This window comes from Alteromonas sp. M12 (assembly GCF_037478005.1).
GTDB lineage: Bacteria > Pseudomonadota > Gammaproteobacteria > Enterobacterales > Alteromonadaceae > Aliiglaciecola > Aliiglaciecola lipolytica_A.
Genome location: NZ_CP144164.1, coordinates 188,626 through 202,378, shown reverse-complemented (window position 1 = coordinate 202,378; position 13,753 = coordinate 188,626). Strand labels below are relative to the sequence as shown.

The window sequence follows — 13,753 nt, the reverse complement described above, 5'->3', positions numbered from 1 at the left end:
GCAAGAATAACCAAAGGCATTATCACTTAACTATGCTTTAGTTTTCGATACTCTGAAGGCGACAACCCAGTGTGTTTTTTAAATAATCGAGAAAAATACAAACTATCATCATAACCTACCCGTGAAGCGATACCCTGTATCGCTAATTCGCTGGTTTCTAATAAGTAGCTGGCATATTCCACTTTCATTTTTAAAAAGTGTTGAACCGGTGAAAAACCCGTCGCTTCTTTGTATTTCTTACTGAAATGAAATTTAGACAAATTCACCTGCTTTGCCAATGCATCCAGATCAATTGATTTATTCAGGTTCTGCAACATATAAGCTTGTAAAATATCGAGGTTAAATTGCTGCCTTTCGGGAGTGTTAACTTGCTGCGCCAGCTTACCGATATAAGCAAGTAATTGTTTAAGCATATTGGCAGCATAGATCATAGCTGGCGTATTGTAACCTGTGCTTGATTCGGCCAGCACTGAGGCAAACTGTGCCATTAGTTGGGGTGAATGCCCGATTTTAAGGATCGGCATTTGCTTTTTATAATCCATATTAAAGACATATTCTTGAGCTTGATGACCGGAAAAGTGACACCAATAAATCGACCAAGGATCATCGGCATTTGCCCAATATCTATGACTCACTCCCCTAGGCAATAACGCCAGCTCACCACTTTGTATCTCGCCGCTCCAGTCACTAGTACGTAAAAAACCTTTGCCCGAAAAGCAATAAATCAAGATATTGTCGTCATGCCTATTTCGTGACATTTCATGAAAAAGCGCTTTTTCGTAGCGGCCCACTGCCAAAGGGTAACAATCTTGAGTAAGTGGATGTTGTTGTAGTTGCTGGCGAATAACAACGGGCGACACCATTCGTTCGCTGTGGCTACTGAGGGGCCAGTTCGATGTTTTGCTCACTGCGCTGTTCTCTCCAATTGGATAATCTAAACCTAAGGCTTCATTTTACTCAAGGCTGCACAACGCAATATAATCCATATTAATAATGAGATACAAAATAAATTAGCGGAACCGAGAGGGTGATCCAGATGAGTAGAAGTCTAATGTGAGGACGCACTGGGGCCATCTTCTAACAGAAATTAGCAGCTAGCAAAGCAGTGGCAGGGGGTGTGGCAAACTAATCGGCTGTCCAACCACCGTCCACCACTATACTGGTTCCAGTGACTAACGAAGAAGCATCCGAAGCCAAATATACTGCAGCGCCCATCAAATCTTGCACTTGTCCTAATCGACCCAATTTAATTTTGCTTAATACCGAGCGTAAAAATAACGGATCTTCAAAAAACGGCTTGGTTAAGGGTGTTTCAATAAAGCTTGGCGCTATGGTATTGGAGCGAATGCCATAACTTGCAAGATCCAGAGCTAGGCTTTTATTCATTCCCTCTAAGGCCCATTTTGAAGCGCAATATAACGACCGATTAGGGCCGCCAACATGACCCATTTGCGAACCAATATGTATAAGCGAACCTTTAATATTTGACGCGACCATTTTTTTCACACATGCCTGTGCAACAAAAAACGCACTTTTGAGATTCAGATTTAAAACTGCATCGTAGTCATCTTCAGTGACATCCATCATCCCTTTCGGACGATTAGTACCCGCGTTATTAATCAAAACATCAAACCCTTGGCGCTGCTCGAAAAAGACCTCGACTTGTTGTAAATCGGTAACATCCAAACACACAGCTTCAGCCTGACCGCCAGCAGCGACGATGGCCGCAGCCACCGCACTTAATTCGCCCTGACTACGGGCAACTAAGGTCACATGCGCACCAACCTCAGCTAAACCAGCAGCCATTGCCATGCCAATACCTCGACCAGCCCCCGTCACTAGCGCACGACGTCCATCTAGTCGCATATTTGGAAGTTTAGGTAAGCTAATCTCAGTCACAATTCACCTCAAGCGCGAGTTTTATCAGAAGGAACAACGGCACTTGCGTATGGCACATCTCTATGACCATAACGACGAACACGTATATTCGCTTGTTCACCATGACCAGAAAAACCTTCCAAGTTACATAAACGTGAACAATACTCACCCACCAAAGCGGATGCTTCGTCAGTGATGACTTTTTGATAGGTACAGGTTTTCAAGAATTTACCGACCCACAATCCGCCAGTGAAACGAGCCGATTTTTTTGTTGGTAATGTATGGTTAGTACCAATCACCTTATCTCCAAAGGACACATTGGTGCGTGGACCAAGGAACAAGGCACCGAAGTTTGTCATGTTATTCAAGAAATAGTCCGGGTCACTGGTCATCACTTGAACATGCTCAAACGCAAGTTCATCGGCAATTTGTACCATTTCTTCGTAACTTTCTGCGACTATAACTTCACCATAGGTTTCCCAAGCTTTGCGCGCGATATCTGCGGTCGGCAATATCTCTAATAGGCGTTCAATTTCAGCCATAGTTTCACGGGCAAGTTTTTCAGAGTTGGTTAATAAAATACCTGGACTATCAGGGCCGTGTTCAACTTGACCAAGGATATCGGTAGCACATATTTCACCGTCAACCGACTCGTCTGCAATAATCAATGTTTCCGTAGGACCGGCAAATAAATCGATACCGACGCGACCAAATAACTGGCGTTTGGCTTCAGCCACAAAAGCATTTCCAGGGCCAACAAGAATATCGATAGGATCGATAGTTTGCGTACCTAATGCCATCGCGCCCACAGCTTGAATACCGCCTAAAGCATATATTTCATCAGCTCCCGCCAACGCCTGAGCTGCGACTATCGCCGGTGCAGGTTTACCTTTGAACGGTGGCGCACAGGTTATGACTCGTTTAACCCCAGCCACTTTTGCAGTGATAACTGACATATGAGCAGAGGCCAAAAGCGGATATTTACCGCCAGGTACATAACAACCAGCAGCGTTAACTGGCACATTTTTGTGGCCCAAAATAACTCCGGGCATAGTTTCCACTTCTACGTCTTGCATCGATTGGCGTTGAATGGTGGCAAAATTTTTGACTTGTGCTTGAGCAAACTCGATGTCTTTTAAGTCTTGTTTCGACAAGGTATCAATACAGGCTTGGATCTCTTTAGCTGAGAGTCGATAATCTTCACGATCCCAACCATCAAATTTTATCGACAAATCTCGCACTGCGGCATCACCACGTTGATCGATATCGGCTAAGGTACTTTCTACAATATCTCTGACTTTACGATCAGCATCAGCTTTTACTTCTGCGGTTGCTCCGCGTTTTAACCAAACGGCCATTCTATTATCCTAGTTTGTTAATTGTGCTTGTTGTTTTACCAACGGTACTGCTACGAATAAGCAGCTCTCCTGGTACGACAAAATGTTCTGCCTGTTGACTCACAAGTGCAGGGTTTATAATTAGCTCGGCGGCCTTTTGTGCCATCAGTGCCACCGGTTGACTAAAAGTGGTTAATTCAAAGCTCGGCCAGCTAGCGGCGCTTACGTCATCAAAACCGACGATGCCGATGTCTTTACCAGGCTCTAAATCAAATTCAAATTTTGCGACATCAAGGCAAGCCATAGCCATATGGTCATTGGCACAAAATATGGCATCTGGCGGCTGTGGTAGCGCTAATAGTCGTCTTGCCGCTGCTAATGCACCTTGACGGCTAAAATGTCCTACTTCGCGAATTGGAGCTGGCCGCCCTTGTTCTTGTATGTATTGGCTAAATGCCTGCTCTCGTTCTGAGCTGGTAGACGAATCAACATAACCAGCCATAAAGGCGATTCGCTGATAACCACAATCGATTAAGTGCTTACCAATTAAGTGTGAGCCACGCTGGTTATCACCTGTCACTGCCCAGCATTCGGGAAATTGTCCCGTGCGGTTTAAAAAGACAACGGGAATACCGGCACTTTGACATTGTTTAGCGAGTGAGGAAGACAAGGTGGTCGACATAAGAATCAAGGCATCAACTCGGTACTGAAGCATTTCATCTATCTGCGCATCAGCTTCAGCATTGGCTCCAACGGTAAAGACCAACAGCCTTTTACCACCCGCCGATAAACTGGTTGATAACACATCAAGTATCTGAGAATAAAACGGGTTTTCCAGATTTCCTAAAACCACGCCAACAATATTGGACTTACCTTTGAGTAAACTGCGAGCTAATAAATTAGGTCGATAACCTAATTGCTGCGCCGCTTCGATTACTTTGTTACGGGTTTTTAGCGAAACACTCGCTCCTTCAGTAAAGGTGCGAGATACCGCGGACTGGGATACGCCTGCGAGTTTGGCTACATCGCTGGCCGCGGCCACTTGTTTATGATTTTCACTCATTTACCAAACCAACAATTAGATAGTTATGACAACGTTTTAGCGCTGCGCAAAAATGCCCGCTAATGAACACTCGCCTAAAGTCCATTTGTACTATTTGATAAATCATATTCAGACCTTAATTAAGCTTGTTTTTATCAGCCAGAATTGGCTAATCAGCATTTTTGCATAGCTATGCAAAAATCTATATTTGCACGCATTGATAATTATTGTCAATATAAATTCGAAAGTTGAAATATATGCAATCTGAGATAATTGCAGTACGGCTTATTAAGGATTAAAAGAGTTTGACGCTTAAAAAAAGCGTCATAATACGTATTAGCAAAGAAGAAACAATTTGAGTTTATCGGCCTTGCAAGGCGTGTAATATGATTAAACTAAATAATGCCATTTGTGGGGCATAAATTTATCAAACGCAAAACTAAATTAGCTTCGCGCTGAGTGCGGTTTTGATATCACTAAATTGACGTTGGAGTGCAATGTAGTTTCGCAAAATCAAACACTTGCTTGCCAACCAGTGTGAGTTGAGTGTCTACGTTAGCATCATCAACTGTACCGTCTTTAAACATACCTGGGGTTACTCGAATACCAGCTCCAAAAGGTGTAGGCCAACCGCGCAATGCATGTACAATTGAGCGCATTGAGCCAAGTGTCGATCCTATTGCTTGCCAACCATAAGCTGTCACAATAATCCCAACCGGAAGACCATCCATATAAACTCGGGAATCCTTAGACGTTTCTTCGAAATAATCAATGGCGTTTTTTATTAATCCAGAAATTGAGCCATGATAACTTGGAGTGGCAATGATAATACCATCTGCCTGACGTATCTTGGCGACTAACTCACGAGCTTCAGCAGAATTGTTTAATGCATCCATTGAGTAGTGCGGTAATTCGGAAAGAAACTTTCCGTCAAAATGGGTTACTGAGTAGCGTAATTCATTTACTCATTAAACAACCCAAAATAATAGAGAGAGATTCAACAATGGTGCAATTAACTAGTCCCTATAAAAGCATTAGCTTTGGAGATGATTGTCTATTATTCAAGCACATGAGCAAGCCAGACCTGGACTGCTTATCAAACAGCGCTAGGTTGAAAGTACTTGCCAAACAACAGTACCTTTTTATGCAACATGTTCCTTCCGACAGGCTATATAATATTGTTTCTGGTGTAGGGATAATGGAAAAAATAGCGAGCAATGGACGTCGTCAAATATTTGCGTTCGTTTATCCTGGCGACTTCATTGGTTTATCCAATTCTGACAGTTACCAATATGGCGTCAAGAGTCTAAGTAATCTGACCGTTTACGAATTTAAACGTCAACACCTTTTGGCGCTCTCCGAAGAGCTTCCAACGTTAGGCGAAAACTTGAAAGAAATCCGTTCAGTTGTCATGTCTCATACCTTTGAACAAGTTTACCTTTTGGGTCAATTAAAAGCCTATGAACGCGTCTGTTTTATGTTGAAACAATTACTTAATCGCCTGCCTGGTGCCAAACCAGAAAAAATAGAATTACCGATGACGCGAACAGATATAGCCGATTATTTAGGGCTAACAGTAGAAACTGTCAGCCGCACCCTCAGCCAACTAAGAGGAGATGGACTCATTTCGGTCATCTCACCCAATACTATCAGCATTCTTAACCTCAAAGCAGTGGAGGAAATGGGCAGCATAAACTAACGTTAAGGCTTAAAAAGTATTTATCTTTGCGGGTAATACAATGATTTTTGCCCTTACCACGGCACTGATTTACCAAGTAAATCTATGAATTTCCCCGTTGCAGAGGGAGTTAAATTGGCAATAACATCACGCTGGTGTCTGACGCTATCGTCTACTTCCCAAGGAGCATCATCACCTCCTAAATCTGTTTTCACCCACCCTGGAGCAAGTGAAATAACAGTGATCTTATTAGGCGCTAATTCAATAGAAAGACCTTTTGTTAACATATTTAAGGCTGCTTTACTGGAACGATAAGCGTGAGCCATCCCAAGTTGATTATTGGCGATAGAACCTAAATCAGATGACATCATAATGATGGTTTTTCGTGTACTCGCTTCAAGATTAGCCAATAAAACTGCAATCAACTCAAAATGGCCATATACATTGGCTTGCATTATTTCATGCCAAAGGGCGTAATCCATACCCGCCAATGACTGTTTATAGCGATCAGCCTGATTCGACCAACCACCACCGAACAAACCAGCAATATTAAACAAAATATCAATAGCCACACCATCTAAACGTTTAGCGATAGCCGCTATGGAATCATGTTCAGATAGGTCAAGCTGCTCTATTCTCAGCTTTGGATAACGCTCACTTAATGCCAACAACTCAGTTGCTTTTTCTGGTTCTCGGCAAGTTGCAATAACGCTCTCGTCAGCCGCTAGGGCTTGTTTAGTATGCTCAAAACCTAAGCCTCGATTAGCGCCAGTAATTAGATAAGTTGTCATTATTTAAGCTCTCCTGTAAGCCGAATGGAACAACGTAATTCATATCTTCATACATAAATTACGCATTCAGTTTTCCACTAATCAACAATCTCAACATTGATAATTGTCATAGGGCTTTGAAGGAATTTACATTTAACCACTGCAATCCAGTGAGAACCCATTGGGTATTAGCCAAAGATATATTATGTGATGCAAAAGATTTACTAGCGTTATGATTAAATAATGAGCAACCTTGCGTGTAATTCTGCTCCCCCTAAACATAAAACACCTAAATGCCATAAATGATTGAATGCAAACCTTTCTAATATGCAAAAAGATAGGCTGTTTTTGACATTTGTTAATGCCCTTGTATTTTGCAGCCCCTAATCTAAAGCCATTGCAAAATAAGTTTGCAAATTAAATTAGTACTTATTACTGACAAGATTAAATACTTGATAAACGTTAACGAATACTAGTGTTGTGCCCAATATAACAACTTAGGTATTCGCAAGCATTACATAGCTGATGACCGAGGATATTATGGATTCTAAAAAGCTAAAAACTAACACTTCTGAGCGCAGAGATTTTCTGCTTAATTCAGGTAAAATTTTGATTGGTGGTGGTGTTGCAGCTTCCGGCACACTGGCATTAGCAGGTTGCGCAACTGATCGCCCAGCTAAGCCTTTTAAAGCATCTGGTGCATTGCCTTACCACGATCCTGAATGGAATCGTGATGCCATGGCTCGTTTACAAGGTGATCTTGATTTTGGTAAACAAAAATTTGGTTATTTTGCCGGTATAGTGAATGGCGTTCGCCCTAATGAAAAAGTTAAACCTTTGTTTGGGTTTGAAGGATTTTCATATGCCCGTTTAATTGACGAAGGCAATGGCGTATACGGAAAAGTGCTCAAAGAAGTTGGTTTTTATACGGATTTAGAAACTGGCGACGTATTAGAAGAATGGACGAATCCATATACCAACGAAACCGTGAAAGTGGTGCCTGTTGCAAACGACCCATTCAACTATAAACTGACTCCCTATGTTCCTGAGGGTCCTTCTTATGGTGGTTTGATTAAAACCGAGAAGAAAAAGATCCCCATGCTCTACCCCTGGAAAGAAACACCAAACAATACCGTCACATTAAATAGGCATATTCATTTATTTTATCCTAATGCATTGCAACCAGATACATGGCCAAGAGAATCTTCAGGTCCAATGAATCGTGTTTCTGAGATGTTTAATTACGTTATCAATAAAGACGACTTAGCCAATCCAGACTTGACCAGCATTCAATACTCTGGAGCTTGGAGTCGAATCACCCCTTGGCTACCGTGGATGTTAATGGGACAAGCCGAAGGACATTGTTTCTACGACTGTGAGATGGGTGGCTATAATAGTTCGGAAATCCTTTCACCTAAAATACGCGCCTATGCTGAAAAACACTACCCTGAGTATTTCGAAGCGCCAACAGAATGGTATGGCCCGAGTTTATCAAGTTTAGAAAACTATGCCCGCCAACAAAAACCAGCACCTGTTAAAAAATAATTAAAATAAGCATGTGCCCTACAAATGCAAAAGCGGCTTAATTGCCGCTTTTTTATATTTAATAAAAACGCTAACCTAAAATCCCCCTAATTCCCCTTCATCTTTACTAGGTAACTTATTGATATTCAGTTACTACTAGTGAAAACTACTTGATTGCGTTATGTGCATATGGCAACTCATCAGTTATAGTAGGCTATACTTCAGGTTTTAATGGATTAGCCCTGCTCAACGATGTCTAAAATAATTACACAATGCATACTTTTGTTAGTCCTGATTTTTTATGGAAAATTTTCAGCGGCTTCTGAACTAGCTTCAAAAGAAACAATTAAAGTACTCGTTCTCGGTGCAGAATTTCCCCCATACAGCACACAAAAGATAAAAAATGGTGGATTGATGTTTGATGCACTGCGTACTTATACAAAAAAGCATCAACTGCCCGTCAATTACGATTTCGACCCTTTTGTGGTACCAACTGCCAGAGCGGAACGAATCATGGGGTCTGGCGAGTGGTGTATTAGCATGCACACCATGCAAGGCAATAAGAATCAGCCCTATATCATGTTGGATATGCCTCATGTTGCATTAGGCTTATATCGACTTGCAGAATCCACCCCTTTTGATTGGCAGTCGATAAATGAGCTATCAGGCAAAAGCATCAGTGTTCTTAGGGTATCTGACGAACAACCAGTAATGAAACGCTTAACCCAAGCAGGCGCCCAGTTAGTCAGTGTTGATTCGTTGATGCAAAGTTATCAGATGGTTATGATAGGCCGAGTGAACTATAGTTTGGGGGATAGTTTGTCTTACCAATACTACCGTGAAAATGGATTGATAGATGGCCCAGCTTTGCAATTTTCAGAAAAGATGCTGGCTCGTTTTCCTTTGCCTGTTTGGCTAAATCCAGAATGTGAATCAGTTGCGCATTTAATACCGAAAGGCTTTATGCCCCAGGCGAAAAAGTAGCCCATAAACAATAAATTTTTGATTGTTGTTGTCGCTAAAGGTATCAACTTGTCAATCCCCGCTATCATGCCGCGAAGAACGCTAAAAGAGCGCAAATGAAGTAGCCACTAAATGTTACTTAGTGGCTAATTTTGCACTCCCTTAGGTTACATATTCGCGCTTATTTTAACCACGATTGCTGCTTAACTGATTCGAGTATTAAGTAGTTTATTGGTACTAAAATCAGCGTGATAAACGTGGCAAATAAAATCCCAAAACCTAAAGAAACCGCCATAGGAATTAGAAATTGTGCCTGTGTCGATTTTTCAAATAATAATGGCATTAAACCAATAAAAGTGGTCAAACTGGTTAACATTACTGGCCTGAATCGGGACGAGCCAGCGGTTAGAATAGCCTTTAATAAGTCCATACCCAGCTCACGTTTTTTATTAATGTAATCAACAAGAACTAACGAATCGTTTACCACTATGCCAACTAAGGCCAAGAGTCCTAAAAGGCTAAAGATAGTGAGGTCCATTCCCATTATCCAATGTCCAGCTATCGCGCCTATCGCACCAAAAGGAATCACACTCATCACCACAAGTGGTTGTGTATATGATTTAAATGGAATTGCTAAGAGCGCATAAATAATAAACAGTACAATGACCAGACCTGTCGTCAAAGAACCGAAGGAGTCTCTTTGTTCCTCCGCTTCCCCTTCCAACTCGTAGCTCACGCCAGGATATTGGATCAATAAGTCAGCTATATATTGGTTTAAATCTTCTTGTAAAACCGTCATGTTAGTGTTGTTTTTATCTACATCAGCAGTAACACTAATTGTCCTTAAACGGTCAATTCGACGAATTGACGACGGGCTTTGTCCCGGCGTAAGAGTCGCAATACTCGACAGAGGAACCGTCTCGCCATTACCCACATCAATCAACAAATTGGTTAAGCTCGATAACGATTGTCGCTCACTTAACGGTAACCTCAACATCACTTTTATATCGTCTCGGCCACGCTGAATACGCTGTACTTGCGCACCAAAAAACGCATTGCGGATTTGTCCGGTTACATTAGCTCTAGTTAAACCCAGTGATTCACCTTGTTTGTTCAGTTCGATTTGCAACTCTTGTTTGCCATCAGAAAGACTATCGGCGATATCATATACTGTAGGGTAAGTGTTTAGTCGTTCTATCACTTTGTCGGCGACTTGTTCCAAAGTGGCGACATTGTTAGCACTCAATCGCACATCGATAGGGTCTGATGAACGACCTAACTCGGCCCGATAACTTAGCGCTTCAGCCCCAGGAATATCCCCAATCATCTTGCGCCATTCATTCAACAATTGAGCGGATGTAATAGTCGAAGCTCTCGATTCTGGTGGTGTAATTTCAAATCTTACACTACCGGCATTAGTTGTCCCGCCGCGCCCACCGGTGGTGGCTAAAATATTTAAGATAATACTTTCACCGGTATCTTCCTCGGTGTATTTTTCCTGCAACTCTCGGGCATCATCGGCTATTTTCACAATATATTTGTTAGTGATTTCAAATGCAGTGCCTGTAGGCATGGTTAAGGATACCGTTATTGTTTCACTAGGGATTCGAGGGAAGAATACAAAACGCGTCCAGCCACTGAGAATAAGCACTAAAATAATTGCAAAAATACCACTGAAAGTCATTATGGTAGTCCACTTATAACGCAGTGTTTTTACCAACGCAGGTCGATAATAGCGCAGTATGGCCTGCTCGAATCCGTCGGCAAATTTTTGCTGGTAGTAATCCAATTTACTTTGTTTGGTTTTTTCAGTTCTCAGTTTCAAGTGCTTCAAGTGTGAAGGCAAAATAAACTTGGACTCGATAAGGGATAACAGTAAAACGGGAATTACTACATAGGGAATCTGAGCAAAAACATCCCCCCTTCGCCCCTCAATAAAAGCTAATGGCAGAAATGCCGCTACAGTAGTTAAAATGCCGAACGTAACCGGCTTAGCGACTTCAAGTGTCCCTTCAATGGCAGCCTGCTCGCCTGATTTGGCAGTACCTAAGTGGGTGTAAATATTTTCACCGGTAACAATGGCATCGTCGACAACGATCCCCAACACTAAAATAAAACCAAATACGCTCATCATATTTAGCGTCACACCAAAAACAGGCATCAGTATAAACGCCCCCATGAATGCCACAGGGATACCAATAAATACCCAAAATGCGATAGATGGACGCAAAAATAACGTGAGTAGAATAAGGACTAGAATTCCGCCTTGAATCGCATTTGAAACCAAGCTAGAAATACGCCCTTTAACAATCATAGAGTCGTCATCCCAGTAGCTCAAAGTAAAACCTTTGGGCAGACTCTGTTGATGTTCGTCTATGTAATTTTTTACTTTATCGGCGACTTCTATGGCACTTTGTTGGCCAATTCGATAAACCTCAATAAATGCTGCCTGCTGACCATTAAATCGCGTTCGCACCGGCGTTTCTTCAAAGCCATCTTGAATATTAGCGATATCTTGTAAGCGGATAATTGAGCCATCTGAATTAGTTTTGATTGGAATAGATGCAAACTCGTCCTTTCGGTATGCTTGGCCTTTTGAACGAATCAGTACATCGCCACTTTCAGTGCGTAAATTACCTGCAGACACATCGACACTATTATTATCAATAATATCAGATACTTGGCTAATGGTTAAATCAAGCTCTCGGATTTTATCTAGACTAAGTTCGATGGCAATTTCATAATTGCGAATACCATCTAACTCTACTTGGGTAACACCATCAATAGCAAGTAACTCATCTCGCACCTTCTCAGCATATTCACGCACTTCCTTCTCGCTGTAAGGAGCTGTGACAGCTACCGTAATCACATCTCGTTTACGATCGGCTAAGGCAACAACCGGGTTTTCAGCTTCGGCTGGAAATGTATTGATGGCATCGACTCTACTTTTTATATCGGCAAGTAAATCGCGCCTGTCGTAATCACTGTCAAGTTCAAAGGTAACACTTCCGCCCCCTTCAGAAGACTGACTAATGATTTTAGTGATACCTTCGAGGTCTTGCACCGCTTCTTCAATGCGAATAGTAACGCCCTGCTCGATATCCTCTGGCGTTGCCCCATCCAAGGTGACACTGACTGACACCACATCGACTTCAAAGGAAGGAAAAACTTCCAGAGGAATTCGATTCGACAGACTCAATAGACCCGCACCAATGATAGTGATCATTAGCAGATTCGCGGCAACCGAATTTCTTGCAAACCAAGCTATCATTTACCCTTCCTTCTGCGCTGCAGAGTTAGATCCAGGACGGCTATTTGATTTGTCTGGTCTTAGGTTAGGATTTTTAGATCGTTCTTTGCCTTTACGCTCAGTATTTTTAAGCCTTTTAGTGCTTTTTCCATCTTGATTTATTACTGAAACAGCGGTTCCAGAACTAACTTGTCCCAGTGGCGTTATAACTAACGCTTGACCGCCTTCCAAGCCAGATTTAATTAAGGCTTGGCGATCATTTTGCCATGCAATTTGTACTTCTTTTCTCAGCAGTACACCATCTTCTTCAATATAAACATAACTCCCTTGATAGATAGCCGTTACCGGTATAACAATAGCCTCTTTGATTGTTCGGCCATCTATTTCTGCGGTTAAATACTCACCTATTTTAATCGAGACGCCCCTTTCGATAGCCTGATTAAAGGGATCATCTATTTGCGCGACCACGTACAATTGTCGCGAAACAGAATCTATAGCGCTTTCGGTGCGCACAATTTTACCTGTCCAACTCTGCTGACCAATCAGATCAGATGTGAAAGTCACATTGATAGGTGGCGTAGAGATTGTATTGTCGATATTCGCTTCCGGTAAATTCACAAAGCCTAAATCACTATTGTTAATCGCTAATCGAACCTCTAAATAGTCAGTCGCATAAATGCTCGCCAACTCAGTATTGTTGGAAACAACCGAGCCGATATCGACGTTTTGGGTGACCACACGCCCACTGTAAGGCGCGACTATCTTAGTCCGTTTTAGCGATAATTCAGCTTTTAACAATTGTGCTTTTGCAGAGGTCAAATTAGCTTGCGCACTTTCCTGTTGCGGTATTCGTAAAACTAGATCTGTTGGTTTTTGTTTACCGCCTAAGCGCTGCCAATCTATTTTAGCTTGTTCAGACCGAGCCATCTCCTCAGCTAAATTTTGTTGCGCAGTAATAAGATTCGCCTTGGCGATATTTACTTCAGCAAGATAGTCGCTATCGTCTATAGCGACTAACAAATCACCTTTTTGGAAGAATCCGCCGGTGCGAAAGCCATCGTTGACAAACACGACTTGCCCAGCCACCTGCGACATTAAGGTGCTTTGTGTGCGCGGAGTAACTACCCCGTAGCTATCCAAAGTGATGTGAAAACGTTGAGGTCGCAATAGTTGCGTTTCTACACTTAACACTGCCGCACTAGATGGCTTTTGACGGCCAGCTTGGGGAGGGTTGTTGTAGATGATCAACACAGTAACTACAGTGATAAGTAAAACAACAATGGGCAGTACGATTTTTTTAGAAATTACCAT

General features: G+C 42.1%; 10 protein-coding genes and 1 pseudogene. 3 read left to right on the top strand and 8 right to left on the bottom strand.

The window, feature by feature from the left end; all coding sequences use genetic code 11:
- Nucleotides 1-26 precede the first annotated feature (26 nt).
- The 5 genes and pseudogenes from VUI23_RS00850 to VUI23_RS00830 form a co-directional block, all read right to left on the bottom strand.
- A complete protein-coding gene (locus VUI23_RS00850) occupies nucleotides 27-908 on the bottom strand; it encodes an AraC family transcriptional regulator (protein WP_216049260.1) in 882 nt (293 codons plus the stop codon).
- Between the two features lie 217 nt (nucleotides 909-1,125).
- On the bottom strand, nucleotides 1,126-1,899 hold the full coding sequence (locus VUI23_RS00845; protein WP_342806258.1) for an SDR family NAD(P)-dependent oxidoreductase: 774 nt from the start codon (nucleotides 1,897-1,899) through the stop codon (nucleotides 1,126-1,128).
- 8 nt (nucleotides 1,900-1,907) lie between these two features.
- Nucleotides 1,908-3,236 (bottom strand): histidinol dehydrogenase, encoded by a 1,329-nt coding sequence (gene hisD / locus VUI23_RS00840; protein ID WP_342806257.1) that lies wholly within the window; start codon nucleotides 3,234-3,236, stop codon nucleotides 1,908-1,910.
- A gap of 4 nt (nucleotides 3,237-3,240) precedes the next feature.
- The gene (locus VUI23_RS00835; RefSeq protein WP_342806256.1) at nucleotides 3,241-4,278 is read right to left on the bottom strand and encodes a LacI family DNA-binding transcriptional regulator; all 1,038 of its coding nucleotides are present in this window, start codon (nucleotides 4,276-4,278) and stop codon (nucleotides 3,241-3,243) included.
- Between the two features lie 455 nt (nucleotides 4,279-4,733).
- A pseudogene (locus VUI23_RS00830) lies at nucleotides 4,734-5,192 on the bottom strand (NADPH-dependent FMN reductase); the annotation flags it as partial.
- Here VUI23_RS00830 and VUI23_RS00825 point away from each other — a divergent pair.
- Entirely contained in the window at nucleotides 5,144-5,956 is an 813-nt protein-coding gene (locus VUI23_RS00825; RefSeq protein ID WP_342806255.1) for a helix-turn-helix domain-containing protein, read from the top strand. The pseudogene VUI23_RS00830 and the gene VUI23_RS00825 overlap by 49 nt on opposite strands.
- Before the next feature lie 53 nt (nucleotides 5,957-6,009).
- On the opposite strand, the gene VUI23_RS00820 is transcribed toward VUI23_RS00825, so the two are convergent.
- Nucleotides 6,010-6,726: an SDR family oxidoreductase gene (locus VUI23_RS00820; RefSeq protein ID WP_342806254.1), complete on the bottom strand. Its 717-nt coding sequence runs from the start codon at nucleotides 6,724-6,726 to the stop codon at nucleotides 6,010-6,012.
- Between the two features lie 519 nt (nucleotides 6,727-7,245).
- On the opposite strand from VUI23_RS00820, the gene VUI23_RS00815 reads away from it, so the two are divergent.
- Together VUI23_RS00815 and VUI23_RS00810 are read left to right on the top strand one after the other, a co-directional pair.
- A complete protein-coding gene (locus VUI23_RS00815; RefSeq protein ID WP_342806253.1) occupies nucleotides 7,246-8,250 on the top strand; it encodes a DUF1838 family protein in 1,005 nt (334 codons plus the stop codon).
- A gap of 261 nt (nucleotides 8,251-8,511) precedes the next feature.
- Nucleotides 8,512-9,213 (top strand): hypothetical protein, encoded by a 702-nt coding sequence (locus VUI23_RS00810; RefSeq protein ID WP_342806252.1) that lies wholly within the window; start codon nucleotides 8,512-8,514, stop codon nucleotides 9,211-9,213.
- 160 nt (nucleotides 9,214-9,373) lie between these two features.
- Here VUI23_RS00810 and VUI23_RS00805 read toward each other — a convergent pair whose 3' ends face one another.
- The gene (locus VUI23_RS00805) at nucleotides 9,374-12,463 is read right to left on the bottom strand and encodes an efflux RND transporter permease subunit (RefSeq protein ID WP_216049290.1); all 3,090 of its coding nucleotides are present in this window, start codon (nucleotides 12,461-12,463) and stop codon (nucleotides 9,374-9,376) included.
- Nucleotides 12,464-13,753: an efflux RND transporter periplasmic adaptor subunit gene (locus tag VUI23_RS00800; protein ID WP_342806250.1), complete on the bottom strand. Its 1,290-nt coding sequence runs from the start codon at nucleotides 13,751-13,753 to the stop codon at nucleotides 12,464-12,466.